Source organism: Herbaspirillum frisingense (assembly GCF_047325095.1).
Lineage (GTDB): Bacteria > Pseudomonadota > Gammaproteobacteria > Burkholderiales > Burkholderiaceae_D > Herbaspirillum > Herbaspirillum frisingense.
Genome location: NZ_CP168558.1, coordinates 4,520,952 through 4,547,092, shown reverse-complemented (window position 1 = coordinate 4,547,092; position 26,141 = coordinate 4,520,952). Strand labels below are relative to the sequence as shown.

Sequence of the window (26,141 nt, the reverse complement as noted above, 5' to 3'; positions counted from 1 at the left end):
GTGGAGGGTAGGAGAGCCGGAGCGCCGGGCGCTCCGTCGTATCGGCCAGCGTGGTCGCCGGCTCAGCGATTGCGGGCGACGGCCACGGCGCGGCCGAGGTCGGCCACCGACATCGCATAGAAGTAGCTGCGATTGTACTGTGTGATGGCGTAGAAGTTATTGGTGGCGATCCAGTACTCGGTCGGGCCGGTGCCGTTCTGCAGGTCGACCAGGCCGAAGCGCTGACCGGCCGGCAGCGGCGGGGTGGAGATGCCGGCCGCGTGCAACTGGTCTTCGCTGTACTTGGCTTCCAGCCCCTGGTTGAGCATGGCTTGCCATTGCAGGTTGTCGGCCGAGACGGTGACCGGGAAGGCCACCGGTTCGCCGCGCTGCCAGCCATGCACGGACAGATAGTGGGCCACGCTGCCGATGGCATCCACCGGCGAGTTGCGCAGGTCGATCTTGCCGTCGCCATCGAAGTCGACCGCGTATTCGCGGATGCTGCCGGGCATGAATTGCGGCCAGCCGATGGCGCCGGCATAGGAGCCGCGCAGCGACAGCGGATCGATACCGGCCTCGCGAGCCAGCAGCAGGGTGTTTTCCAGCTCGCCGCGGAAGAAGGCCATGCGGGCCTCGCGATTGGGCGTGTTGGGATAATCGAAGGCCAGCGTGGTGAGCGCATCCATGACGCGGAAGTTGCCGGTGTTGCGGCCGTAGACAGTTTCCACGCCGATGATGCCGACGATGATTTCCATCGGCACCCCGTATTGCGCTTCGGCCCGCGCCAGGGCCACGCCATAGGTGTTCCAGAACTCGACGCCGGCATTGATGCGCACCGGTTCCACGAAGCGGGCGCGATAGGCGCTCCAGTTCTTGGGCTTGGTGCTGGGGGCCGGCTTGATCAGCTGGATGGCGCTGTCCACATAACGGGTCTTGGCGAAGAGATCGTTGAGGTCGCCCCGCTGGAACTGGTTGCGCTCGACCATCTCGTCGATGAAACGGCCGACGTCCTTCCAGTCATTGAAGTTGACGAACTCGCCCTGATCGTCTGCCACGACTTTCTTCTTCGCTGCCGACTTTGCTGGCGGCTTGGCCTTGGGCTTGGCTTTGTCGCTGCCGGCTTTTTTGTCTGCCGGCTTTTTCTGGGTTTTCTTTTCCACAGGCTTGCCGTCCTGCGCATGCGCTGCCGGTGCCAGGGCGCACAGGCCGGCGAGCAACAGGGTGGAGAGGGACGAAGTCAGGCGAGGCAGGGAGATGGGCATGAGCGGCAAGCGGTGAAGCGATCTGGTCAGCGGAGCAGGGGCGGGACAAGCCTGCAAGTATACCGCATCGGCCCCCTTGCCCCGTGCTGGTGCATGCTGGGTGCTGCGTCCCGTACACGATACGCGACAGCGGATGTACACTGGGGCCTGTTCACATTCAATCTGCGAGATGCGTTGGTGCCAGCGCGCCTTCTGGCGCCAACCCTTCGGGAGAGGCCGCCAAGCGTCGCCTGCCGTTGTTGCAGCTCCTTGCCGTAGCACCACTACGGCGCGTCGCTGCGCCTAGGCAGTCAACGCTTGGCGACCTCTCGCACTCGTAGATTGAATGTGAACAGGCCCTAGCCCGATGAGACAACCCGGCCGGCCACGGCTTGCCTGTTAGTAACAAGAGCAATAATGACCACCGCCATCTATACGCACGCCGACTGCCAGCGCCACGAAATGGGCGACTGGCACCCCGAGGCCCCCGCCCGTCTGGAGGCCATCGAAGATCAGTTGATCCTGAGCCGGATCGATCAATTCCTCGACCGCCGGGAAGCGCCGCTGGCCGATCCGGCCGAGCTGGAGCGGGTGCACACGGCTGCGGCCGTGGATTACGTGCGCGAGCACAGTCATGCGCTGAGCCTGTCGGGCGAGCGCTATTACTCCATCGACGGCGAGACCCTGATCAACCGGCACAGCTGGAATGCCGCTTTGCGCGCGGCCGGCGCGGCCGTGGCGGCGACTGATGCGGTGCTGGCCGGCGAGCTGGACAACGCCTTCTGCGCCGTGCGTCCGCCCGGGCATCACGCCACGCACGACAAGGCCATGGGATTTTGCCTGTTCAACAACGTGGCGGTGGCGGCTCGGCATGCCATCGACGTGCACGGGCTGCAGCGGGTGGCGGTGATCGATTTCGACGTGCATCACGGCAATGGCACCGAAGACATCTTTGCCCATGATCCGCGGGTGCTGATGGTGAGTTTCTTCCAGCATCCTTTCTATCCCTTTTCCGGCGATGGTCCGACCGAGTCGCACATCGTCAACGTACCGGTGCCGGCCTACTCCGATGGGAGTGCGGTGCGTCAGGTGGTCACCGAGAAATGGCTGCCGGCGTTGCATGCGCATCAGCCGCAGATGATCTTCATCTCGGCCGGTTTCGATGCCCATCGTGAAGACGACATGGGCCAGATGGGGCTGGTCGAGGCCGATTACGCCTGGATCACGCGGCAGATCATGAAGATCGCCGACCAGTACGCTCAGGGCCGCATCGTCAGCTGCCTGGAGGGAGGTTATAGCCCCTCGGCGCTGGGGCGCAGCGTGGTGGCCCACCTGAAGGTGTTGGCCGACCTGGAGTGAGCCACGCGCGCGCTGCGAGGATTCGCTGGCGCGCTAGGCCGGGTGGGGCTCGTAGGCCTCATAGGCCGCGATGATCGCATCGGCCACCGCCCGCACCCGGGCGGTACGGTTCAGGTCGCTGTGCAGGACCAGCCACATGTCGTAGGGCGTGGCCCGCTCCGGCCAGATGCGCACCAGCCCGCTGGCAGCGTCGCCCACATGGATGGGCAGTTCGCCGATCCCGAATCCCGCCTGCAGGCAGTCGTACATCACCAGCCCGGTACTGACTTCCATGGCCACGTTGGCATGGACGATGGATTCGCCACAGATCTGTTCGGACTTGTTCGGCGAGATGCTGTACGGGTAGATCACGACGTCATGCCCCTTCAAACCGCTGCCGGATTCGGGCCGCCCCCGCTTTTTCACATAGGCTTTGGACGCATACATGCCTTTGTGCAGCCGCTTGAGATGGCGCGTGATGAGGTCCGGCGCGTCCGGGCGCACCGTGCGCACGGCGATGTCGGCTTCGCGCTTGGTCAGGTTGCTCAACTGGGTGGAGGTGGTGAGCACCACCTTGATGGTGGGATGGGATTCCCGCAGTCGCTTCAGGGCCGGCAACAGGAAATGGCGCGCCGTGATGTCGGTGGCGGCCAGCCGCACCACGCCGCAGAGGCGCTCGTCGATTCCCTGCATCTGCCGCTGCAGTTGCTCGGCGCCTTGCTCCATTTGGCTGGCGGCGGTGGCGGCCAGTTCGCCGGCCGGCGTGGGGACGTAGCCACCCGGGGTGCGCAGGAACAGGCGCGCGCCCAGCGATTTTTCCAGCGCGGCCAGGCGCCGGCCGACCGTGGCCTGGTCGATCTCCAGGTGCTCGGCTGCACCGCGCAGGGTACCTACGCGGTAGATGGCGAGAAAGATGCGGGCGTTGTCCCAATCCATGATGCATTTTCCAGGTCGGTTTTGTGATGCAGATTTGCATCGGGCTGCCGATTTTATACCTCTTTATTGCATCGCGGTCGCGGCCTAGAATTCTCCCATCGTCACCCGCCCCGGCGTTTCCGGCAGCGGGTCCGCCGCTCTCACTCGCGTCCTTCATGCAGAAAGAACCTTCATCATGTCTTCCGCCCCCTGCCCACAGTTGACGGCATCGGCCGTCCCACCAGCTTGCGCGACCGCACATCGCACCGGCATGCTGCCGCTGGTGGCGCTGGCCATCGGTTTCGTCATGGCCATGCTGGACGTGACGGTGGTCAACGTCGGTCTCTCCAATATCGCCACTAGCCTCGATGCACCGCTGTCCACCCTGGTCTGGATCGTGGATGGCTATACCCTGACCTTTGCCGCCATGCTGCTGGTGGGCGGTGCGCTGGCCGACCGCTTCGGCGCGCGCAAGCTGTACCTGGCCGGACTTTTCCTGTTCGTACTGGCCTCGTTGCTGTGCGGGGCGGCGCCCAATGGTCCTTTCCTGGTGGCGGCGCGCCTTCTGCAGGGGCTGGGTGCGGCTTTCTTCATGCCCAGTTCGCTGAGCCTGCTCAGTCACGTCTACGAGGATGACCGCGTGCGCGCCCGCATGCTGGGCGTGTGGTCGGCCACGGTCGGCCTGGCCGCCGCCATCGGTCCGCTGGTGGGGGGCGTGCTGATCCACTGGCTGGGCTGGCGCAGTATCTTCCTCATCAACGTGCCGGTCGGGCTGGTGGGCCTGTTGATGGCCAGGAAGCTCATCCCGCAGGTGGCCGGGCAGGCCCGTGCCCTGCATCTGTATAGCCACCTGGCCGGGGTGGTGATGCTGGCCGGGCTGTCCTTTGTGCTGATCCAGGGGCCGGTCTATGGCTGGACCTCGCCGCGCATCCTGGCCGGGCTGGCGGTGGCAGTGCTGGCCGCCGTGGCCCTGGTGCGACACGAACTGCGTGGCGTGGCGCCGCTGCTGCCCAAGGCCCTGTTCGCCACACCGCAGTTTGCGGCCGCCAATGGCATCGGCTTCATGATCAACTTCGGGATCTACGGCAACCTGTTCTACCTGGCGCTGTTCCTGCAGCAGGGGCGCGGTGCCGATGCCCTGCATACCGGCCTGCAACTGGTGCCGATGATGGCCGTGGTGTTCTTCGGCAACCTGATGTCGGGCCGCATGGCCGCGCACTGGGGGCCGCGCGTGCCGCTGTTGCTGGGTTTGTCGGTGGGTACGGTGTTTACTGCGGTGGCGATGAGCTTCCGCCCGGATACGCCCTACTGGGTGCTGGCCGTGGTCTGCGCCGCAGCCAACCTGGGCATCAGCACGGCCATCCCCGCCATGACCACGGTGGTGATGCAGGTGGCCGGCAAGGCCCACGCCAACAGCGCGGCGGCGGCCCTGAACGCCAATCGCCAGATCGGTGCCCTGGTCGGCGTGGCCCTGATGGGCGCCATCCTGCATAGCGTGGACGGCTGGGGGCTGCGCAATGGCCTGGCCTTTGGCGTGATGGCCGTCGCTTATGGGCTGGCGCTGGGGCTGGTGTGGCGTTTCGTGGGTGTTGTCAAGGAGCAATGGGTGGTCCGGCGCGCCTGAGCGCGGTGTTGTTCCCCGTCCAACAGCCTGCCCCGACTTGTGCGCGGCAGGCTGTTTTATTGGGGATTTGTTAGGGATTGGCGGGGCAGGGCCGTAAAATAGCGCCTTCAACGAAATACGCACCAGAAAGAAATCCCGCATGTCCATCCAATGGTTCCCCGGTCACATGAACTCCGCCCGCCGCAAGGCAGCGGAAAGCATGGAAAAAGTCGATATGGTCATCGAAGTGGTCGATGCCCGCCTGCCGCAGGCCAGCTGCAATCCGATGATCGAGCAGTTGCGCAATGCGCGTCAGCGTCCCTGCCTGAAGATCCTCAACAAGACCGACATGGCCGACCCGGTGGCCACGCAAGCCTGGATCGACTACTACAACAGCCAGAAGGGCGTGACCGCCGTGGCGCTGTCATGCAAGAAGCCCTCGGATGTGGCACGGGTGCCCAAGCTGGCCATGCAGGTGGCCCCGCATCGCGGCACGGCCCTGAAGCCCTTGCGCATGATGATCATGGGCATCCCCAACGTGGGCAAGTCCACACTGATGAATGCCTTGCTGAAAAAGCGCGTGGCAGCAGTCGGCGACGAGCCGGCCGTGACCAAGACCCAGCAGCGGCTCTATCTGGGCAACAACATGGTCCTGACCGATACCCCGGGCATGCTGTGGCCCAAGATCGAGCACCCCAGCGATGGCCTGATGCTGGCTGCCAGCCATGCAGTGGGCAGCAATGCGCTGATTGAGGAAGAGGTGGCTACCTTCCTGGCCGACCTGCTGCTGCAGCGATATCCGCAATTGCTCAAGGCGCGCTACGGCTTCAATCCCGAGGGCATGGATGGCGTGGCCGTGGTGGAGGGCGTGGCGGCCAAGCGGGGCTTCCGTCTCAAGGGTGGCGACTACGATTTCGAAAAGGCCGCGCATACCTTCCTGCAGGATTACCGCAGTGGTGCGCTGGGGCGCATCTCGCTGGAGACCCCGGCGTCGCGTGCCGAGTTGCTGGCGACCTACCGTTCCACCGACAACCCCGATGCCCTGCCGGCCGAGGATGAGGAAGACGAGGAAGAGGACGACTGGCGCAATGCGCCGGATCACCGGGAGCGCAAGGACTGAGTGCGCCTGTGCCGCTCGGTCGGCTTTCCTTCTGGCGTGCTCAAATCATATAAATGATTTGCCCTTCCGGAAAAGCAAAAAGGCCAGCGCGAAGCTGGCCTTTTCGTTTGCTGCAAGGATGCTGCAGGGGAGGCGGATTACCAGGAGGTGATCACGGAACCCTTGTACTTTTCCAGCACGAACTTCTTCACTTCCGGGCTGTGGTAGGCCTTGACCAGCTTGGCGACCCAGGGCTTGTCCTTGTCGGCAGCGCGGATGGCCAGCACGTTGGCGTAGGGGCCGGTCGACGCTTCCACGGCGATGGCGTCCTTGGTCGGCGACAGGCCGGCCGATTCGGCGTAGTTGCCGTTGATGACGGCAGCGTCGAAGTCATCCAGCGAACGCGGCAGCTGGGCGGCATCCAGTTCGATGATCTTGACCTTCTTGGGGTTCTCGACGATGTCCAGCGGGGTGGCCTTCAGACCGGCATCGGCCTTGAGCTTGATCACGCCCTTGGCCTGCAGCACCAGCAGTGCGCGACCGCCGTTGGTGGGGTCGTTGGGCACGCCGACACGGGCGCCTTGCTTGAGGTCGTTGAGCGACTTGACCTTCTTGGAGTACACGCCCATCGGGAAGGTGATGGTGGTGCCGACGCTGATGAACTTGTAGCCGCGATCCTTGATCTGCGCATCCAGGTAGGGCTGGTGCTGGTAGGAGTTGGCGTCCAGGTCGCCGGCAGCCAGGGCGGCGTTGGGCTGGATGTAGTCGGTGAATTCGATGACCTTCATCTGCACGCCGTCTTTTTCCAGCAGCTTCTTGACCTGTTCCATGATCTCGGCGTGCGGACCTGCGGTCACGCCCATCTTGATCTGGTCCTCCGCGAATGCGGGGGCCGACACCAGGCCGGCGGCCAGGCCCAGGCCCGCGATGAATTGAATCAACTGACGACGCTTCATGACTTTCCTTTCAAGCTTTTTTGAAATGCGCAGCGGATAGCTGCGCGGTGTTATCGATGCCGGTTGCGCGTGGCGCTCTTGGCACGCTCTTGGCACGCTCTTGCGGCCACTCAGCGATGACTGAGCTTGCGCACCAGCAGGTCTCCCAGGGATTGCACCAACTGCACGAACACGATCAGGATCAGCACCACCGCCAGCATCACTTCCGGCAGGAAGCGCTGGTAGCCGTAGCGGATGCCCAGGTCACCCAGGCCACCGCCACCGATGGCGCCTGCCATGGCCGAATAGCCGACCAGGCTGACGAAGGTGATCGTGAGACCGGCGACGATACCAGCAAATGCTTCTGGTACCAAGACCTTGTAGATGATCTGCCAGGTGTTCGCACCCATGGCCTGTGCGGCTTCGACCAGGCCGTGGTCCACTTCGCGCAAGGCGGTCTCGACCAGGCGGGCGATGAAGGGCGCGGCGGCGATGGTCAGCGGCACGATGGCGGCAGCCGTACCGATGGAGGTGCCGACGAAGAAACGCGTCATCGGGATCACCGCCACCAGCAGGATGATGAAGGGGGTGGAGCGCACCGCGTTGACCAGCAGGCCGGCGACACGGTTGAAGACCGCATTGGGCAGTACGCCCTTGTCTTCGGTGATGTGCAGGGCGATGCCCAGCGGGATGCCCAGCAGCGAACCGACCAGGCCGGAAATCACCACCATCATCAGCGTCTCACCGAAGGAGCTGACGAACAGATCGATCAGTTCAGATGACATGGTTGAGCTCCTCGACGACGACGCCCTGCTCGCGCAGGTATTGCATGGCTTGGTTGATGTTTTCCTGCGAGCCGTTGGCGAGGATCGCCAGCGAGCCGAAGGCCTGGCCCTGGATCTCGTCGATCTGGCCGTGCAGGATGTTGAAATTCAGGTTGAAGCGGCGCACCGCTTCCGACAGGTGCGGCTGGTCCACATCGTTGCCGGTGAAGGCGAAGCGGAACAGGTGGTCGGTGCCCTGGCCGGCATCGGCGCGGGCCAGGCGCTCGCGCAGGCGCGCCAGCACACCCTTGGGCAGTTCGTGGGCGATGACGTCGCCGATCAGGGCACGGGTGACTTCATGGCGCGGCTGGCGGAATACCTCCAGCACCTCGCCCTGTTCGATCACCTGGCCGGCTTCCATCACGGCCACGCGGTCGCAGATGTCCTTGATGACTTCCATCTGGTGGGTGATCAGGACGATGGTCAGGCCCAGTTCCTTGTTGATCTTGTGCAGCAGTTCCAGGATGGAGCGGGTGGTTTCCGGGTCCAGTGCGGAGGTGGCCTCGTCGGAGAGCAGGACCTTGGGATCGTTGGCCAGTGCGCGGGCGATGCCCACGCGCTGTTTCTGACCGCCCGAAATCTGCGCCGGGTAACGGTCGCGCAGGGCGGTCAGGCCCACCAGTTCCAGCAGCGGCTCCACCTTGGCGGCGATCTCGGACTTGCTCTTGCCGGCCAGTTCCAGCGGCAGGGCGATGTTGTCGTAGACGCTGCGCGAGGACAGCAGGTTGAAATGCTGGAAGATCATGCCGATGCCACGGCGGGCCTCGCGCAGCTGGGACGAGGACAGGGTGGTCAGGTCCTGGCCGTCCAGGATGATACGTCCGGAGGTGGGGCGGTTCAGCAGGTTCAGGGTGCGTACCAGCGTGCTCTTGCCGGCGCCGCTGCGGCCGATGATGCCGAAGACCTCGCCTTTGCGGATCGACAGTTCGACGTTGCGCACCGCTTCGACATTGCCGAATCGCTGGGTGACAGCTTGTATTTCGATCATGATGGGAACGGAAATGGCAGCGGGCCCCCGGGTGCCGGCATCCCGGCACAGCCCCTCAGGGAGACGCGCGGGCGGTCGCCGGATCACAGGTCTCCACTGCCATCGATATTTTTTATAAGAAGCCGCTATTTTAAGGCGGCAAGGTTATATAGGGAAAACAATTTTTCGCTTATGCATATAACCTCCGCGTCTTAGCATGCGACGGGAAGCCGCCTGGAGACTGGCTTCCAGGGTGGCATCGGCACTTTTCCAGGCGCTGGTTGCCGGCCTGGCACGACAAAGTCTTCGAATAAATTCTAGTAGGTGCAGCAATTTTTGCCGGGATCGTCGCCGGGCGTCCGGGGAAGCGTATCTTTTTGCGTTCTTTCAGCCCGGTGGTGGCCGGTGCGCTACGTACCGCCTGCTGCCTCGACTACACCTATTCCCATGTACGCATACCCCGTCCAGGCGCTCAATGGTCGGCTCGATGAATTGCTGGAGCTGGCCGATATCGATGAAGTCATCCTCACCCGCGACAACGCCGAAAACCTGGTGCTGGTGCGGGAATCGGTCTGGCGCGGAGTCCAGGAGGCCCTGCTCCTGCTGGGTAACGACCTCAATGCCGAGCGGCTCCTGTGCAGCCTTCAGCAGCTGCGGGCCACGTTGCTATCCGGACCATCCCCTTCGTGAACAGGCTCTGGCTTTCGCCGATGGCCCGGCAGGACCTGGCCTGGTGGCGCCGCCACGACCGTGTCACGGCCCGCGAGCTGTTGGGCCTGCTGCGACGGTTGCAGGACGACACCCCGCTGCCTGCCGCGCGCATGACCCGGTTGCCGCTGCGCCTGCCGGGCCTGTGGGCCATCCGGCTGTGCGGCGAACACCGCATCGTGATCGAGCGGATGCCGGGGATCGTCATCGTGCATCAGTGTCGATTTCATTACTGAAGCAGTAAAAAGGGACGTCCCTTTTTGTTGGCATTAGTTGCAATAAAGATACAGAATATTCTCATAAATCGACATAATTCAAATTATGAATCGATTGAGAAAATAAATACCGTTTAGATTTGCCTTAACTTCTTGAAGTCATCTTCCGGGAAGTGTGGGGGTGGCCACGCGAGATCGCGACCGGCACCCGCCAATCAACAGCAATCAAACCACTACGGAGTACTCTCTATGAAAAAGTCCATCCTGGCCCTGGCCGTGCTGGCTGCCTTCGCCGGCGCGGCGCATGCACAAAGCACTGTCACCGTCTATGGTTCGGTCGATGCCAGCCTGTCCTACACCAACAAGATCATCACTTCCGGCAAGGAAACCGGCGGTCAGGTGGCACTCGATTCCGGCCTGATGAAGGGCTCGCGCCTGGGCATCAAGGGTAGCGAAGACCTGGGCGGCGGCCTGAAGGCCGTGTTCAACATCGAGAACGGCTTCAACGTCGATACCGGCGCGGCGGGTCAGGGCGGCTTGCTGTGGGGCCGCCAGGCTTTCGTCGGCATGTCGGGCAACTTCGGTACCATCCTGGCCGGTCGTCAGAAGGACGTCCTGGATGATATCGGCGGTATCACCTCTCCGGGTGACTTCGGCGGCGGTGTCAGCCGCATCCACTCGCTGAACCTGGACCGCACCAACGGTGAGCGCGTCAACAACTCCATCCGCTATAACTCCCCTGACTTCAACGGCTTCACCGGCAGCCTGATCTATGGCTTCGGCGAGGAGGCCGGCCGCACCGGTTCCGGTCAATCCTTCGGTCTGGGCGGCATGTACGCCAACGGCCCGCTGAACGTCGGCCTGGGTTATTTCCAGAGCAAGATGGGCGATTCCAAGAACGCCAGTGACGTCAATGGTGCGGCAGCCTGCAACGGCCCCGGCAAGAATGGCGATACCTGCCTGAAGACCTGGACCCTGGCGGCTTCTTACCAGTTCGGCCCGGCCAAGGTCTACGGTTCGTACTCGCGCGTGAAACTGCCGCTGACCGAAGCACGTCCAGACTACAACCCGAAGGACTACAACTTCGCGATGCTGGTCGATCCGAAGCGGGGCGCAGCCTACAAGCCTGCAGACAAGGCTGACTTTGCCATCGGCGGACCCAACAACGAGTCCAGCCAGACTGTGGACCTGGGCGTGAACTACAAGCTGCTGCCGGCCCTGTCGCTGATCAGCAGCGTGCAACTGACCAGCGCCAAGTTCGTCAAGGGCTCCAACGGTCGCCTGGTGCAGTTGAACCTGGGCGCCAAGTATGACCTGTCCAAGCGCACCACGACGTATGCTGTCCTGCGCAACCTGCGTTCGAACGACATGTACAACGTCGGCACGGCCAGCGACCGCATCCCGGGCGCCAACCGCAGCCAGACCGGTCTGAATGCCGGGATGATCCACAGCTTCTAAGACGTTGGACGCCGCGCCTGCGAGGGCGCACTGTTCGAAGACCCGCATCCCACAAGGATACGGGTCTTTTTCATTGTGTGAATTCCTGCATCAAGCTTCCGTCCTGGAATATGGTCGGCTGGCACGACCGCTCCAGAGACAGAGGGCGGGCGACTCAGAGTTGATCGCAAATCCGGCACGACCAGCGGCAAATGCCGATCGAAAGGTAGCGCGGAGCGGAACTGCCGCGCAGAGCGGAATCGGCCACCATCCAGTGGCACCAGCACAATAAAAAACCCGCATCGTCACCGATGCGGGTTTTCTTCTTGCAGCACAGGCCATGTCATCCATGGCCCGCAGCAGGAGGGCAATTACATCATGCCGTCCATACCGCCCATGCCGCCCATACCACCCATGCCGCCAGGCATGCCGGCCGGCTTGTCGTCAGCCACTTCGGCCACCAGGGCGTCGGTGGTCAGGATCAGGCTGGCCACGGAGGCAGCGTTCTGCAGAGCCGAACGGGTCACCTTGGCCGGATCCAGCACGCCCAGTTCCACCAGGTCACCGTAGGTGCCGTTGGAGGCGTTGTAGCCGAAGTTGCCCGAACCTTCCAGCACCTTGTTCACCACCACCGACGGCTCGTCGCCGGCGTTGAAGACGATCTGGCGCAGCGGCTCTTCGATGGCACGCAGCACGATCTTGATACCGGCTTCCTGGTCGGGGTTGTCGCCCTTCAGGTCCTTGACATTGGCGCGAGCGCGCAGCAGGGCCACGCCACCGCCAGGCACGACGCCTTCTTCAACGGCAGCGCGGGTAGCGTGCAGTGCATCTTCGACGCGGGCCTTCTTTTCCTTCATTTCGACTTCGGTGGCAGCGCCAACCTTGATCAGTGCAACACCGCCGGCCAGCTTGGCCACGCGCTCTTGCAGCTTTTCACGATCGTAGTCGGAAGTTGCTTCGCCGATCTGGGTGCGGATCATGGTCACGCGTGCTTCGATGCCGGCAGCTTCGCCAGCGCCGTCGATGATGGTGGTGTTTTCCTTGCCGATCTCGACGCGCTTGGCTTGGCCCAGTTCAGCCAGGGTGGCCTTTTCCAGGGTCAGGCCGACTTCTTCGGCGATCACTTGACCACCGGTCAGGATGGCGATGTCTTCCAGCATGGCCTTGCGGCGGTCGCCGAAGCCAGGGGCCTTGACGGCAGCGGTCTTCAGGATGCCACGGATGTTGTTGACCACCAGGGTAGCCAGGGCTTCGCCTTCGACGTCTTCAGCCACGATCAGCAGCGGACGGCCAGCCTTGGCGACTTGTTCCAGCACCGGCAGCAGATCACGGATGTTGGAGATCTTCTTGTCGAACAGCAGGATGAAGGGATTGTCCAGGGCGACGATCTGCTTCTCTTGGTTGTTGATGAAGTACGGCGACAGGTAGCCGCGGTCGAATTGCATACCTTCGACGATGTCCAGTTCGTTTTCCAGCGACTTGCCGTCTTCGACGGTGATCACGCCTTCCTTGCCGACCTTTTCCATGGCCTTGGCGATGATGTCGCCGATGTCCGCGTCGGAGTTGGCCGAGATCGAGCCGACTTGAGCGATTTCCTTGGAGGTGGTGGTGGGCTTGGACAGGTTCTTCACTTCACCGACGATGGCGGTGACGGCCTTGTCGATACCGCGCTTCAGGTCGGTCGGGTTGAAACCGGCGGCGACGTACTTGAAGCCTTCGCGCACGATGGCCTGGGCCAGCACGGTGGCGGTGGTGGTACCGTCACCGGCGTTGTCGGAGGTCTTGGAAGCGACTTCCTTGACCAGCTGGGCACCCATGTTTTCCAGCTTGTCCTTCAGTTCGATTTCCTTGGCGACGGAAACGCCGTCCTTGGTCACGGTCGGGGCGCCGAAGCTGCGCTCCAGCACGACGTTACGACCCTTGGGGCCCAGGGTGACCTTGACTGCGTTGGCCAGGATGTTGACGCCGTTGACGATCTTGGCGCGTGCTTCATCGCCGAAAATAACTTGCTTTGCTGCCATGTTGGATTCTCCAGAAATTCGGTTCAGTTCATGTCGCCGGGCTTGGTGCTGAAAGCTGAGGCAAGCGCCGGCTGCTGTCTTGTTGCCGAGGGCCCTCTATATATGAAGATACAGACGGGCCGGATGCCGAATTACTTCTCGACGACGGCGAACAGGTCTTCTTCGCGCATGACCAGCAGTTCCTGGCCATCGACCTTCACGGCCTGGCCGGAATACTTGCCGAACAGGACGCGGTCGCCGACCTTCACGGCCAGTTGGCGGACCTTGCCATCTTCCAGGATCTTGCCATTGCCGACGGCCAGGATTTCGCCCTGGTCCGGCTTTTCGGTCGCTGCATCAGGCAGAACGATACCGGAAGCGGTCTTGGTTTCCTGGTCGAGGCGCTTGACGATGACGCGATCGTGCAAAGGGCGAAGATTCATGAGAACTCCTTAATTTTCAATAAGTTAGCATTGATTGCGGCGAAGCCTGCAACGGTTTTCTTCCAAATGCAGCAAACCTCACCGCAAGAAAAAGGGGATTGCGCCCGGCGGGCTGTTAGCACTCTGCCGTGACGAGTGCTAAGTATAGGGATGGGCTTTGGATTTTTCAAGGCGTCAATTGCGTTCGCGATCTTAATGTCGGAATTCATTTAAGTCTGAACTCTGGTCATTTAACTTTGAACTTGCCCAGCTCGCCCTGGTAGTTGGTCAAGGCCTCGGCGAGGGCTTGTTCGTAGGCGTCCAAGCGGACCATGTGGCGAGCCTGGTTTAGTATTTGCGTACGTCACTTAGTACTAAATTGGATATAGAGTCCGAAAAAGACTCATGTTAAATTTTCTTTGCGTCTTTATGAACACAATTGGGGAACGTCTGAAGGCCGAACGCGCGCGCTTAGGCTTCAATCAGACAGAATTTGCAGGCGTCGGCGGCGTACAGCGGCGAGCTCAAGTCTTCTATGAGCAGGATGAGCGCCGCCCAGATGCTGGCTACTTGTTAGCTGTATCTCGTCTCGGCGTAGATGTTCAATATGTAGTCACCGGGACGCCCAGTGCCCAGGCCCTTACAGACGATGAGGCATTGCTTCTCAACGGCTTCAGAAAGCTCGATCTCAAAAATAAGGCACGGGTGCTAGGTGTGGTCGAAGGAGCGGGTGGCCTTGATGAACAGCAAGCGGTAACCAATGCAGCTCCTGCGGCCACATTCCACGGTACTGCCGGCCAACAATCCACTGGCGGCATTGCGGTGCCACAAACCATCAATGTAGGACGCAAAAAACTATGACGTTAGGGGAAAGTTCAAAGTTAAATGAACACTTAACTGGAAAGTTCAGAGATAAATGAACAAATAACGGGAAAGTTCAGAGTTAAGTGAAATATCAGTTCAGACTTAGCTGACGCGCTTTCCTATGAATCACTGCCCGTCGGGCTTTCGAGTTCAGACTTAAATGAATTCCGACACTTAATTGATCTCTTGGTGATCAATAAGGATGACGCCGATATTCCGCTTTGAAATCAAAGACTTGTCGTCTAGTTGCAGTGAAAATTGATGGGCTGAGGGGGATAATTCTGAAAGAAATCAACAACTCTGGCCCATCGAGGGCCCCGAGGCGTCGCGCGTAGCAGTGGCCAGCCGCATGTTGCTGGTCAGTTGAAGCTTGGTCGGATGCAAGCCTACGAGAACAGGTCTGAGTGCGTCCCACTGCGCACGAATACGACCAGGCCGCTCTTGCCCGAGTCGTCCAGTGTATAGATCAGCAGGAAGTCGCCGCCGATGTGACATTCGCGATGACCTGTCCAGTCGCCGGCCAGCGAATGATCGAGCCATTCGGGCGGCAGCGGCCCGTCGTTGGCGATCAGCAGCGTCATGGCCTCTTTCAGCCGGTTCATATCGTATCGGCCGGAATGAGACAGGCGCTGCCAGTCATTGAGGAAGTCCCTGGTGTAGTCCGACGCGCGAGGCAGCTTTGCCCGCTTAATTGCGGCTGGCTTCTTCGAGGTCATTCAGCAGAGCGTCAGCGGTTGCGAAGCGAGCGCGACGGTTCTTGATGATCTCGTTTGCCTCGGCGATGGCCAACTGACTGGCGGCGTTCGGAGCCTTGAGCGCGAACGGCAGTTCCTTGTCGGCGACGACCCGGGTGAGAAACACCCGGATAGCGTCGGAGACGGTCAGGCCCATGGAGGCCAGCGTTTCTGCTGCCTGCGCCTTGAGATCCTCGTCCACCCGAACGTGAACCATAGTGGTGGTAGCCATGACAGCCTCCTGTTGCGATTGATTGAGATACATTGTATCGCACCCTGCCGATTTTCGTAAAACTGCACTTAACGCGAGGTCTGCCGGGATAGCCGAAATGGCAAGGCGATATTTCAGCAATGTCATTACTTCGAATGCCGGCAAATTGACTGGCGCAAGTCGTGCTTACACCTCGAAACACGACACAGCGAGGGAGCAGGAAGGCTGCGGGAAACTGATTTTCTCATCTAGCGGGATGGATGCTTTGGTGAGAAATGCGCTCCCCCTGCGACCACTTGTGCGGGCGTGCAGTTTTTTTCGGTTTCACGTTCCCATTTGGTGCGAAACCCAATGCCGCGTATTAAAAAAGTGCATAAAACGTGCGATCTGTCTGAAGAACTGTACTGGTCTCCGTGCGCCGCTCCCAGCCGCACCATTACGGTGTATTCTGCCCAGCGGGGTGGATCGCGTCGTAGGAACTGCCCCGCCTGGCCTGGCGTTTCGTCCGGGCCGCTTACCTGAGGTGGCTCCGTCCCTTTTTAAGCGGGAAACACCACGGGGAGGGCTCCCGAGTCGTGATGCCATGGGGCATGGCTCGTTTTTTGCAGTAGCAGAGTCCGCAAGCAACATCCAGTCAGCAACTGGGGGTGCTGCGGTGTTGATCGTCCGGGCCTTCGTTCGCGGATGTCAGGATTGGTCAGCGCATATAACAAATGGCACAACGAACTGCGTTTTCAATCACTCTATCGGAAGTAATAGGAGCATTTCATGCAAAAAATTAAAGGGATTCCTGTCGCCACCGCCATCGTGGCAGCGTTCGCATTCGCAGGGGCTGCGCAGGCACAAGAGGTCATCAAGATCGGTCACGTCGCTCCCCTGACCGGTCCCAACGCCCACATCGGCAAGGACAACGAAAACGGCGCCCGCATGGCCGTGGACGAGCTCAATGCCAAGGGCTTCATGATCGGCGGCAAGAAAGTGACTTTCCAGCTGGTTCCCCAGGATGACGCTTCCGATCCGAAGCAAGCCACCACCGTGGCCCAGGCCCTGGTCGATGCCAAGGTCAAGGGCGTGGTCGGCCACATGAACTCGGGCACCACCATCCCCGCTTCCAAGATCTACTTCGATGCCGGCATCCCGCAAATCTCGCCGTCGGCCACCAACCCCAAGTACACCCAACAAGGCTTCAACACCGCCTTCCGCGTGGTGGCCAACGATGGCCAGCTGGGTGGCGTGCTGGGTCGCTACGCCGTCAATGAACTCAAGGGCAAGAACGTCGCCGTCATCGACGACCGTACTGCCTACGGTCAAGGCGTGGCTGAGGAATTCCGCAAGAGCGCGCTGGCTGCCGGTGCTACCGTGGTGGCGACCCAGTACACCACCGACAAGGCCACCGACTTCAACGCCATCCTGACCTCGGTCAAGTCCAAGAAGCCTGACCTGGTCTTCTTTGGCGGTATGGACGCCGTGGCCGGTCCGATGCTGCGCCAGATGGATCAGTTGGGCGTGGCTGCCAAGTTCATGGGCGGTGACGGCATCTGCACCACCGAACTGCCCAACCTGGCCGGCCCTGGTCTGAAGGACAGCGAAGTGGTCTGTGCCGAAGCCGGTGGCGTGACCGAAGCCGGCAAGAAGGCGCTGGACGACTTCAAGGCTGCCTACAAGAAGAAGTTCAACCAGGACGTCGTGATCTACGCTCCGTACACCTACGATGCGCTGATGACCCTGGCCGATGCCATGCAGAAGGCCGGTTCTTCTGATCCCAAGGTCTACCTGCCAGAACTGGCCAAGATCCACCACAAGGGCGTGACCGGCGAAATCGCCTTCGACGCCAAGGGTGACATCCTGAACGGTACCCTGACCCTGTACACCTACAAGGGTGGCAAGCGCTCGCTGCTGAGCGTGGTCAAGTAAAGAGGGAAGCTGCAGTTCTGCTCCTGCCGGCCACTGTTACGGTGGGCGGCAGCAAGCCAGGGCCGTACAAACCTGGACAAAGCCCCGGCCTCGTGCCGGGGCTTTGTCGTTTTTCCCGTCGATTAATTCACAAGGCTTCATCCGTAAATGAAGGTTTGTTGGCGCACCGTCCTTTACGGATTATAATGAGAACAGTTCTCATTATTTTTCGCCGTCATGACCGACGTCGTCCATCCCGCTCCGCGTCACCCAGACATCGCTGGCCTCTACACCGGTCATCACCAATGGCTGCTGGGCTGGCTGCGTCGTCGCACCCATGATGCGGAACTGGCGGCCGACCTGGCCCAGGACACCTTCGTGCGGGTCATGGTGTCGCGCCGTAGCTTCTATCTGGAAGAAGTGCGGGCCTTGCTGGCGACCATCGCACGCGGTCTGGTGATCGATCATTTCCGTCGCTGCGCGCTGGAAGCCAGCTTCCTGGAAATGCTGGCGCAACTGCCGCCCGAGCACCTGCCTTCACCCGAGGCGCAATTGCTGGTGCTGGAAACCCTCAACGAAATCGATGCCATGCTGGCCGCATTGCCGGCCAAGGTGCGCAGCGCCTTCCTGCTGTCACAACTGGATGGCCTGGGCTATGCCGAGATCGCCGAGCGCCTGCAGGTTTCGCTCAGTTCGGTACAGCAATACATGAAGCGTGCCTTCACCGCCTGTTACAGCGTCCAATATGGCCGCTGAGATCACCGCTCCCACCGACGACATCGTCAGGACCGCCATCGACTGGATGGTGCGGCTGCAATCGGGCACCGCCACCGCCCAGGAACACGAAGCCTGCCGCCGCTGGCGCGCCGAGCAGCCGCAGCACGAACTGGCCTGGCAGCGGCTGCAGTCGTTGAGCGAGCGGGTTGCTACGCTACCGCGCACACTGGCGCATGGCAGCATCGGCGATGGTGACGCCCGCAGTCGTCATAACCGCCGCTTCGCCGTCAAGGCCCTGTGCCTGGTTGCCGGGGTAGGGCTGGTAGCCACCGGCGCCGGCATGGCCACCTCCTGGCCGGCGCTGATGGCCGAATATTCCACCCGGGTGGGCGAGCGGCGGCGTGTGCTGCTGGCCGACGGTACCGTGCTCGAACTCAACAGTGCCACGGCCATCGACACCGCCTACGACGACCAGCAGCGCCTGATCAAGCTGCATCGCGGTGAAGTGCTCATCACCACCGCCCGCGAAGAGGGCCACCCCTATCGTCCGTTCATGGTCCACACCCGCCTGGGGCAGGCGCGTGCGCTGGGTACCCGCTTCCAGTTGCGTGACAGCGAGGCCGGCATGCGACTGGCCGTCTATGCCGGTGCGGTGGCCTTCACCGCCAGGGATGGCGTCGACAGCGTGCGCATCGATGCCGGGCAGCAGGGCATGTTCGACCGGCATGGCCTGGTCGGCAATCTGGCGCCCGCCAATGAACAGGCGCTGGCCTGGACCGACGGCTTCATCGTCGCCGACCGCATGCCGCTGGGCGAACTGGTGGCCGAACTGGACCGTTACCTGCCCGGCAGGCTGCGCTGCGATCCGGCTGTTGCGTCGCTGCCCATCTCGGGCGTGTTCCCGCTGGACCAGCCGGCGCGCATCCTGGCCGCCATCGCGCGTACCTTGCCGGTGCAGATCGATACCTGGACTTCCTACTGGATCACCCTGCGTCCACGGGCAGCAGCCCCACGCAGCACAACGTAAAGATTTCTTGGCCACCCTCTGCAGTTTTTTGCGGCTCGTTCGGTTTACCTGATAGCAAGCTCGCCCATCACCGTAGACCGACATGAAAACAACGATCCGTTTCCCCTCCCGTCCGACCCTCTCCAGGCTGGCCGTACTGGCTGCCCTGGCAACGCCCATGGCCACCGTCCAGGCCCAGGCCAGTGACGCCCAGCGCCAGGCCTATGATCTGCCTGCCGGCCCGCTGAACCAGGTCTTGAACAGCTTTGCGCGCCGTGCCGGCGTGCTGCTCTCGTTCGACCCCGCCGTGACCCGCGAACGCCAGAGTGCCGGCCTGTCCGGGCGCTACACCGTGGACGAGGGCTTCGCCGCCCTGTTGAGCGGCTCCAGCCTGCAGGCCGTCAAGAATGCCGATGGTGGCTACACGCTGCTGGCACCCACCGTGGGCAGCAACGCCAATGCCGTCCTGCCCACCGTGACCATCACCGAAAGCGCCGACCCCACCGCCCCCTATGCCGGCGGCCTGGTGGCGCGGGGTGGCAGCCTGGGCGTGCTCGGCACTGCCAGCGTCATGGATACGCCGTTCAGCACCACCAACTACACCTCGCAAGGCATCGAAGACGTGCAGGCGCGCGCCATCGGCGACGTCATCGCCAACGACGCCTCGGTGCGCAACACCAATGGCAACGGTGGTTTCGGCGACAGCTACCAGATCCGTGGCTTCACCATGTCGGCCAACGATGTTGCCTTCAATGGCCTGTATGGCATGGTGCCCCTGACCCGCATGCCCATCTCCATGGTCGAGCGCATCGAAGTACTCAAAGGTCCGGGCACCCTGATGTATGGCATGGGGCCAGCCGGTGGCGTCGGCGGCGCGGTCAACCTGATTCCCAAGCGCGCCCATGAAGACCCCATTTCCAGCGTGACGGCCACCTATCTGTCCAATTCGCAGTTCGGTCTCAAGGCCGACCTCGGCCGCCGCTTCGGTGAAAACCAGGAGTGGGGCGTGCGCGTCAATGCACTCTATGCCGACGGCAATACCGGCCTGTCCGGCAGCAATCAACAGCAGAGCATGGGGTCGGTCGGACTGGACTACAACGGCGGTCGTGTGCGCTGGAGCCTGGACGCCTATACCCAGCATGAAGATGCCCGCAACTTCCGCCCGCAATTCAGCATCAGCAGCCTGGTCATGCCGGACGCGCCCTCGGGCAAGACCAATCTGTATCCCGGCACCACGCTGCAATCGGACGACAAGGCCGCCACCACCCGTCTGGAATACGACATCAACGACCAGCTGACCGCCTATGGCGCAGTCGGCTACCACGTCGCCAGTTCCGCCCAGAGCTGGCCCGGCGCCACCATCCTCAATGCACGCGGCGACACGGCTACCCTGTACAACGGCTATTACGACCAGCAGGTGACCTCCACCTCTGCCGATGTCGGCATGCGGGCGCGCTTCAATACCGGCGGCATCAAGCACACCCTGATGCTGGGCGTGAACATGCTGAACCAGCAGACCGATTATTTCTACCTCTCCGAACCCAGCAGCGTCACCTCCAACCTGTATCACCCGGTGGCCCTGCCCACCGTCACCGGCAGCCGCGGCCAGCCCACGCCGCAAAGCCAGGTGCGCCTGACCAGCGTGGCCCTGACCGATACCCTGTCGCTGGCCGATGACCGCCTGCGCCTGATCGGCGGACTGCGGCGCCAGCAGGTCTATTCGCACAGCCTGGTTGACGATACCCAGACCTCCAACAAGACCGCCATTTCCCCGGTGCTGGGCGTGGTGGTCAAGCCGATGGAGAGTGTCTCCCTCTACGCCAACTACACGGCAGCCCTCAGCGCCGGCGGCTTCACCTCAGCCACCGACGGCAACCCCAACCAGCTGTTCCCGCCGTACAAATCCAAGCAGATCGAGACCGGTGCCAAGATCGACTGGGGCCGTGTGACCACCACTGCCGCGGTGTTCCAGATCGAGCAGGCCAATTCCAGCACCACCCTCGTCAATGGCATCAACACCACCACCCAGGATGGTCGCAACCGCGTGCGCGGCCTGGAACTGGCGGCCTATGGCGAACTGCAGCGCGGCCTGCGCTTCAATGCCAGCGGCACCTTCTTCGACGCCAAGCAATACCACACCGACAATGGCACCAACGACGGCAAGGATGTCGGCGCCATCCCCAGCAGCAACTTCAACCTCGGGCTGGACTGGGACGCGCCCTGGCTGCAAGGCCTGGCGCTCAATACCCGCGTGACCCGCACCGGTTCGATGTGGTACAGCAATGAAAACACGCTCAAGGTGCCGGGCTGGACCCGCGTTGATATCGGTGCCCGCTACATCACCAAGGCGGCAGGGCAGGTCGTGACCTACCGCGCCAATATCGAAAACCTGTTCGACAAGAACTACTGGCTGATGCAGAACGGCTATGTGGGTACCTCGTCCGGCCGCACGCTGGTGCTGTCGGCGCAGGTCGATTTCTGACCTCACCCGCTTGCGCCGTCAGGCGCAGCGCCCAAGCCTGCACAAAAGCTCTGTCGCCCCCGGGCGGCAGGGCTTTTTTCTTGAGCCTGTTGACCCTGTTCTGGTCCGATGGCGAATATTTTTTATACGATTTATATCGCCGACCTCTTCTGCAGGATCAGGGCCGCTTGACACTGCAGCGAGTCAGGCCGCTCAGGCCGCTCAGGTCGCTCAGGTCGCTAAGGTCGGTACAGCATCCATCTCCCGCGCGCTTTCCAGGAATATCCGCCGCAGCCACTCGATGCCCGGATCATTGGTGCGATAGCGGTGCCACTGCATCATCTGATGCATCTCCGCCAGCGGCAACGGACTCTCCTTGATCACCACCGGCCATTGCGGCGCCAGCTTGCGCGCCAGGCGGCCGTGCACGGTGGCAATCCGGTCCGTACCCTGCACCAGCGCCACCGCAGAGGCAAAGCTGAAACTGGTGACTTCCACGCGCCTGGCAAAGCCCAGCTTGTTGGTCATCCACGCTTCCACCGACGAGGCATTGGCGCCCGGCGGCACCATCACCACGTGGCCCGCGTTCATGTAGCGTTCCAGCGTCAGTTCGCCGTCGGCCAGCGGGCTGTCGCGCCAGACCACGCACACGTGGCGTTCGCGAAAGACTTCTTCGGCGGGGTGGTCGGGCGTGCAGAATTCCTGCGGCAGGATCAGCAGATCGACCTCGGCACGGTCCAGAGAGCGGGGCGGGTCTTGCACCTGCGGCATTAGCGCAAAGCGGATGCCCGGCCCCTCGGCGTAGGCACGCGCCATCACCCGCGGCACCAGCACACTCAGGCTGAAGTCCGAGACCGAGATGCGGAATTCCCGTTGTGATTGCGCCGGCACGAAAGCCGGCTTGGCGGCGATCGAACCCTCGATGCGCCGCAGGACATCATTGACCGCGTCGCGCAGCACTTCGGCCCGTGGCGTGGCCTCCATGCGGCGCCCGACCTGGATCAGCAATTCATCGTCGAAATATTCGCGCAGGCGTGCCAGCGCATTGCTCATGGCCGACTGGCTCAGGTGAATCTTCTCGGCGGCGCGGCTGATGCTCAGTTCGGTCAGCAAGGCATCCAGGGCGACCAGCAGGTTGAGGTCGAGCTTGTTGAAGCGCATGGGCGTGTCTCCGTTGTTCTGGCGTGCCGGCCTTCTGTACACGGGGTGTGCGGGCGCGGTCATGTATTGATGCCGCCCATATCATGAATCAAAACAATCCATTTGATCAATATCAAGCTCGAACTTAAGCTTCCCTCATCCGCTGCACGGCCCCCCGCAGATCGAAGAAAGGGCCGGCACGGCAAGCCGGCGGCGCCCTCTGCGCGCCGCTTTTGGCCTGGCCCCGAAAAGACGCCGCGATGGCGAGACAACAAGCCAGGCAGGGTAGGAGACAAGGAGACAGAAGTGAAGAGAGGATACGTACCAGTCCAGCGGCTGGCCACATGCGCCGTCCTGGGCATGCTGGGCACGGCGGCCATGCAGTCCGCACAAGCGTTTGAAGGTGGCATCTCGCCATTCCCCACCGGGTCCACCAGTGAATACATCGCCGCGCTGCCACCCATCCCGGGCCTGTTTGCGGTGGAGCAATTCAATTACAGCAGTGCCGACGGTCTGTACGACAACAAGGGCAACAAGCTGCCCATCCCCTTCAAGTCCCAAGCCTTCTCGGCCACCACGCGTCTGCTGGCCTCCTATGGCGTGGAATGGTTCGGCGCCAAGGTGTATTCGCAACTGGTGCTGCCGGTGGTGTCGCTGCATACCGAAGTGGCCGGCCACGGCGAAAACCACAATGGCCTGTCCAACGTCACCGTCACGCCGCTGCTGCTGCGCTGGGATGTGGCGGCCCACACCAATGTCACGTTCGGGTTCGACTTCGCACTCAAGACCGGCTCCTACAATCCCGCCCGCCCCAGCGTGGCAGTGGGCTATACCTCGTACCAGCCGGTGCTGGCGATACGCCACAACGATCCCGATGGACTGGACCTGGGCATCTCCAACCGCCTGCTCTTCAATGACAAGAACAGCGATACCAATTACCGCTCCGGCACCGCCTACGTGGCCGATTTCATCGGCGGCTGGAACTTCGGGAAGTGGAAGGTCGGCGTGACCGGTTCCTACCTGAACCAGTTCACCGACGACCGCCAGAACGGCAGCGACATCCCTGGCAATCGCATGCGCAGCTTCGCCATGGGCCCGACCGTCGCCTATAACGCCGGTCCCTTCAGCATCAACATGAATGTCCAGCGCGGTCTGTACGCCGCCAACACGGCCAAGAGCGATGCCATCTGGATCAACTTCGCCATGCCGTTGTGGCTGGGCGGCCCGCACTGAGGACCTGGGTCCGGCCCACCCCAAGCATCACTCATCATCAAAGGAGTTTCACCATGTTCCGTTACTTCCCGACGAATTATGTCTGGAATCTTTCCGTCGACCTTGCCATCGAGATGGGGGCGCGCATCGGCGAGATCGAAGCCATGTGCGCACCTCTGCAGGAGGCGGCCAAGCAGCCTGACGCCGAAGGCACGGCCGCCTTCCGCGCCACCTGGGCGGACATGGCAGAAAAGCTGTGCAGCCTGGCCGCCGAGGACGAAGTGCGCGGCCGGCTGCTCTCGGCCGGCGCCAAGTACAAGCGCGCCGCCAGCTATCTCCTGACCTGCGAACGCCTGCAGGGCCACGGTGCGCCGGGCCGGTTGGCACTGTACTGGCGTTTCCTCGAAGTGTTCCAGCGCGGCATCGCCCTGGCCGGCGACAACTGCCAGCGCGTCGAGATCCCCTATGAAGGCCAGGTGATCTCGGGCCTCTATACCCCTGCCCTCGGTGTGCAGGGACCGGCACCGGTGCTGGTCCAGCTCAACGGCCTGGATTCGACCAAGGAAATGAAATACCTGGTCGGCCTGCCCGGCTGGCTGGCCGAGCGCGGCGTGTCCTCGTTGGTGATCGACCAGCCCGGCACCGGCGAAGCCCTGCGCCTGCACGGCATGACCGCGCGCTTCGATGCCGAGCACTGGGCAGCTCACGTGGTGGACTGGCTGGAGCAGCGCGATGACGTGGACCCCAAACGCATCGGTTGCGAAGGCGTTTCGCTGGGCGGCTACTACTGCCCGCGCGTGGTGGCCATGGAGCCGCGCTTTGCCTGCGGCGTGGTGTGGGGCGCCAATCATGACTGGCGCGACGTGCAGAAGCGTCGCCTGGAAAAGGAAGGCGATTTCCCCGTGCCGCATTACTGGCAGCACGTGTGCTGGGTGTGGGGCGCCAAGGACGTCGACGACTTCATGCGTATCGCCGAAGACGTGCACCTGGATGGCGTGGTCGAAAAGATCCGCGTGCCCTTCCTGGTCACCCACGGCGAAAAGGACAGCCAGATTCCGCTCAAGTGGGCGCATCGCACCTACGAACAACTGGTCAACAGCCCCAAGCGCGAATTGAAGATCTTCACCGACCGCGAAGGCGGGGTGCAGCACGCCAGTTTCGATAACTCCATCAATGCCGGCCATGTCATTGCCGACTGGGTGGCCGAGACCCTGGGTGGTCGCACCCGGGGCTGAGGCAGAACGATCACCGATGACAAACAGACTGAATCACAAGGAAATCCGCATGAACATCATTGGACCCGATGCCCTGGTCTTTGGCGTGGACGATCTGCCCGCCTGCCGCCAGTACCTGCTCGACTATGGCCTGAGCGACGCCGGCGGTGACCGTTTCGAAGCCCTGGATGGCACCGCCATCGTGCTGCGTGCCCGCGACGACGCTACCCTCCCACCGGCCATGGGCACCGCCAGCCTGTTGCGCGAAACCGTCTACGGGGTGGCCGATGCCGCCTCCCTGGACGCCATCGAAACCGAATTGCGCCGCGACCGCGAAGTCAGTCGTCGTGACGGCGTGGTGCGCAGCGTGGACGACATGGGCTTTGCGCTGGCCTTCCAGCTGACCGTACGCCGCTCCCTGGTCATGCCGGCCGAACGCGTCAACGGGCCCGGCGACCCGCAGCGCCCGCCCAATCAGCTGGGCCTGCCGCCGGAACTGCCGGCCCTGCCGCGTACGCTCTCGCACGTGGTGTATTTCGTCCCTGATGCGGCCCGGGCCGAGGCCTTCTACCAGCGGCTGGGCTTCGTCTGCACCGACCGCTTCACCGGCGTGGGACCCTTCCTGCGCCCGGCCGGCACGCAGGACCACCATACCCTCTTCATGATCCAGACCCCGCCCTTCATGAAAGGCTGCGAACACTTCACCTTCCACATGGGCGGCCCGACCGAAGTGCTGCTGGCAGGCACCCGCTTTGTCGAAAAGGGTTACCAGAGCTTCTGGGGGCCTGGCCGCCATCGTTTCGGCAGCAACTGGTTCTGGTACTTCAATTCGCCGCTGGGCTGCCACGTCGAATACGACGCCGACATGGACCTGCATGATGAGGCCTGGGCCGCCCGCGAAGTGCCAATGGGCGCGGATGCCTCGCAACTGTTCCTGTTCCAGTATCGCGAGAAATGGGCACCCAGCGGTCCGCCGCCGCCGGGCGCCGCACACTGACCCCACCGG

At 62.5% G+C, this 26,141-nt stretch carries 24 protein-coding genes; 14 read left to right on the top strand and 10 right to left on the bottom strand.

Going from position 1 to position 26,141, the window contains the following annotated elements:
* Positions 1-62 precede the first annotated feature (62 nt).
* Entirely contained in the window at positions 63-1,241 is a 1,179-nt protein-coding gene (mltB, locus tag ACEOAC_RS20825; protein WP_174616851.1) for a lytic murein transglycosylase B, read from the bottom strand.
* Between the two features lie 396 nt (positions 1,242-1,637).
* Between mltB and ACEOAC_RS20820 the strand changes: the two genes are divergently transcribed.
* Positions 1,638-2,579 (top strand): histone deacetylase family protein, encoded by a 942-nt coding sequence (locus tag ACEOAC_RS20820; protein ID WP_234295586.1) that lies wholly within the window; start codon positions 1,638-1,640, stop codon positions 2,577-2,579.
* 33 nt (positions 2,580-2,612) lie between these two features.
* Here ACEOAC_RS20820 and ACEOAC_RS20815 read toward each other — a convergent pair whose 3' ends face one another.
* Positions 2,613-3,494 (bottom strand): LysR family transcriptional regulator, encoded by an 882-nt coding sequence (locus ACEOAC_RS20815; protein ID WP_102663018.1) that lies wholly within the window; start codon positions 3,492-3,494, stop codon positions 2,613-2,615.
* 175 nt (positions 3,495-3,669) lie between these two features.
* Here ACEOAC_RS20815 and ACEOAC_RS20810 point away from each other — a divergent pair, with 175 nt between their 5' ends.
* Both ACEOAC_RS20810 and ylqF read left to right on the top strand, forming a co-directional pair.
* Positions 3,670-5,097 (top strand): MFS transporter, encoded by a 1,428-nt coding sequence (locus ACEOAC_RS20810; RefSeq protein ID WP_413445224.1) that lies wholly within the window; start codon positions 3,670-3,672, stop codon positions 5,095-5,097.
* Positions 5,098-5,236: 139 nt separating this feature from the next.
* Positions 5,237-6,196, top strand: a complete 960-nt coding sequence (gene ylqF / locus ACEOAC_RS20805; RefSeq protein ID WP_413445223.1) for a ribosome biogenesis GTPase YlqF — start codon at positions 5,237-5,239, stop codon at positions 6,194-6,196.
* A 137-nt stretch (positions 6,197-6,333) separates the two neighbouring features.
* On the opposite strand, the gene ACEOAC_RS20800 is transcribed toward ylqF, so the two are convergent.
* From ACEOAC_RS20800 to ACEOAC_RS20790, 3 genes are all read right to left on the bottom strand, one after another.
* Entirely contained in the window at positions 6,334-7,131 is a 798-nt protein-coding gene (locus ACEOAC_RS20800) for a MetQ/NlpA family ABC transporter substrate-binding protein (RefSeq protein WP_077236679.1), read from the bottom strand.
* A 110-nt stretch (positions 7,132-7,241) separates the two neighbouring features.
* Positions 7,242-7,895: a methionine ABC transporter permease gene (locus ACEOAC_RS20795; protein WP_006713129.1), complete on the bottom strand. Its 654-nt coding sequence runs from the start codon at positions 7,893-7,895 to the stop codon at positions 7,242-7,244.
* Positions 7,885-8,922, bottom strand: coding sequence for a methionine ABC transporter ATP-binding protein (locus ACEOAC_RS20790; protein WP_006713128.1), 1,038 nt, complete (start codon positions 8,920-8,922; stop codon positions 7,885-7,887). The genes ACEOAC_RS20795 and ACEOAC_RS20790 overlap by 11 nt, the downstream gene beginning before the upstream one ends.
* A 426-nt stretch (positions 8,923-9,348) precedes the next feature.
* Between ACEOAC_RS20790 and ACEOAC_RS20785 the strand changes: the two genes are divergently transcribed.
* The 3 genes from ACEOAC_RS20785 (at position 9,349) to ACEOAC_RS20775 (ending at position 11,282) form a co-directional block, all read left to right on the top strand.
* Positions 9,349-9,591 (top strand): type II toxin-antitoxin system Phd/YefM family antitoxin, encoded by a 243-nt coding sequence (locus tag ACEOAC_RS20785; protein WP_006713127.1) that lies wholly within the window; start codon positions 9,349-9,351, stop codon positions 9,589-9,591.
* Entirely contained in the window at positions 9,588-9,845 is a 258-nt protein-coding gene (locus ACEOAC_RS20780) for a type II toxin-antitoxin system YoeB family toxin (RefSeq protein ID WP_234295592.1), read from the top strand. The genes ACEOAC_RS20785 and ACEOAC_RS20780 overlap by 4 nt, the downstream gene beginning before the upstream one ends.
* Before the next feature lie 228 nt (positions 9,846-10,073).
* Positions 10,074-11,282, top strand: a complete 1,209-nt coding sequence (locus tag ACEOAC_RS20775) for a porin (RefSeq protein WP_413444154.1) — start codon at positions 10,074-10,076, stop codon at positions 11,280-11,282.
* Positions 11,283-11,632: 350 nt separating this feature from the next.
* Here ACEOAC_RS20775 and groL read toward each other — a convergent pair whose 3' ends face one another.
* Both groL and groES read right to left on the bottom strand, forming a co-directional pair.
* Complete coding sequence (gene groL, locus ACEOAC_RS20770; protein ID WP_039876549.1) at positions 11,633-13,282, bottom strand: chaperonin GroEL; 1,650 nt, start codon at positions 13,280-13,282, stop codon at positions 11,633-11,635.
* 131 nt (positions 13,283-13,413) lie between these two features.
* The gene (gene groES, locus ACEOAC_RS20765; RefSeq protein WP_006713122.1) at positions 13,414-13,704 is read right to left on the bottom strand and encodes a co-chaperone GroES; all 291 of its coding nucleotides are present in this window, start codon (positions 13,702-13,704) and stop codon (positions 13,414-13,416) included.
* A 384-nt stretch (positions 13,705-14,088) separates the two neighbouring features.
* Between groES and ACEOAC_RS20760 the strand changes: the two genes are divergently transcribed.
* On the top strand, positions 14,089-14,544 hold the full coding sequence (locus ACEOAC_RS20760; protein ID WP_413444153.1) for a helix-turn-helix domain-containing protein: 456 nt from the start codon (positions 14,089-14,091) through the stop codon (positions 14,542-14,544).
* Positions 14,545-14,933: 389 nt separating this feature from the next.
* Here ACEOAC_RS20760 and ACEOAC_RS20755 read toward each other — a convergent pair whose 3' ends face one another.
* Together ACEOAC_RS20755 and ACEOAC_RS20750 are read right to left on the bottom strand one after the other, a co-directional pair.
* Complete coding sequence (locus ACEOAC_RS20755) at positions 14,934-15,263, bottom strand: type II toxin-antitoxin system YafQ family toxin (RefSeq protein WP_413444152.1); 330 nt, start codon at positions 15,261-15,263, stop codon at positions 14,934-14,936.
* A complete protein-coding gene (locus tag ACEOAC_RS20750) occupies positions 15,235-15,513 on the bottom strand; it encodes a type II toxin-antitoxin system RelB/DinJ family antitoxin (RefSeq protein ID WP_241811411.1) in 279 nt (92 codons plus the stop codon). The genes ACEOAC_RS20755 and ACEOAC_RS20750 overlap by 29 nt, the downstream gene beginning before the upstream one ends.
* A 747-nt stretch (positions 15,514-16,260) precedes the next feature.
* On the opposite strand from ACEOAC_RS20750, the gene ACEOAC_RS20745 reads away from it, so the two are divergent.
* The 4 genes from ACEOAC_RS20745 (at position 16,261) to ACEOAC_RS20730 (ending at position 21,590) form a co-directional block, all read left to right on the top strand.
* The gene (locus ACEOAC_RS20745; RefSeq protein WP_077236675.1) at positions 16,261-17,406 is read left to right on the top strand and encodes a branched-chain amino acid ABC transporter substrate-binding protein; all 1,146 of its coding nucleotides are present in this window, start codon (positions 16,261-16,263) and stop codon (positions 17,404-17,406) included.
* 216 nt (positions 17,407-17,622) lie between these two features.
* On the top strand, positions 17,623-18,141 hold the full coding sequence (locus ACEOAC_RS20740; protein ID WP_241811413.1) for a sigma-70 family RNA polymerase sigma factor: 519 nt from the start codon (positions 17,623-17,625) through the stop codon (positions 18,139-18,141).
* Positions 18,131-19,129, top strand: a complete 999-nt coding sequence (locus ACEOAC_RS20735) for a FecR domain-containing protein (protein ID WP_413444151.1) — start codon at positions 18,131-18,133, stop codon at positions 19,127-19,129. The genes ACEOAC_RS20740 and ACEOAC_RS20735 overlap by 11 nt, the downstream gene beginning before the upstream one ends.
* 82 nt (positions 19,130-19,211) lie before the next feature.
* The gene (locus ACEOAC_RS20730) at positions 19,212-21,590 is read left to right on the top strand and encodes a TonB-dependent receptor (protein ID WP_241811415.1); all 2,379 of its coding nucleotides are present in this window, start codon (positions 19,212-19,214) and stop codon (positions 21,588-21,590) included.
* 210 nt (positions 21,591-21,800) lie between these two features.
* Here ACEOAC_RS20730 and ACEOAC_RS20725 read toward each other — a convergent pair whose 3' ends face one another.
* Positions 21,801-22,730 carry a LysR family transcriptional regulator gene (locus tag ACEOAC_RS20725; protein WP_413444150.1) on the bottom strand — a complete coding sequence of 310 codons (930 nt, stop codon included), beginning with the start codon at positions 22,728-22,730 and terminating at the stop codon, positions 21,801-21,803.
* Between the two features lie 339 nt (positions 22,731-23,069).
* On the opposite strand from ACEOAC_RS20725, the gene ACEOAC_RS20720 reads away from it, so the two are divergent.
* Genes ACEOAC_RS20720 through ACEOAC_RS20710 form a run of 3 tightly spaced genes read left to right on the top strand, consistent with a single transcriptional unit; the run spans position 23,070 to position 26,132 of the window.
* Positions 23,070-23,942, top strand: a complete 873-nt coding sequence (locus ACEOAC_RS20720) for a transporter (protein WP_006713113.1) — start codon at positions 23,070-23,072, stop codon at positions 23,940-23,942.
* Positions 23,943-23,995: 53 nt separating this feature from the next.
* Positions 23,996-25,156 carry an alpha/beta hydrolase family protein gene (locus ACEOAC_RS20715; RefSeq protein ID WP_413444149.1) on the top strand — a complete coding sequence of 387 codons (1,161 nt, stop codon included), beginning with the start codon at positions 23,996-23,998 and terminating at the stop codon, positions 25,154-25,156.
* Between the two features lie 49 nt (positions 25,157-25,205).
* On the top strand, positions 25,206-26,132 hold the full coding sequence (locus tag ACEOAC_RS20710; RefSeq protein ID WP_241811417.1) for a VOC family protein: 927 nt from the start codon (positions 25,206-25,208) through the stop codon (positions 26,130-26,132).
* Positions 26,133-26,141: the final 9 nt, after the last annotated feature.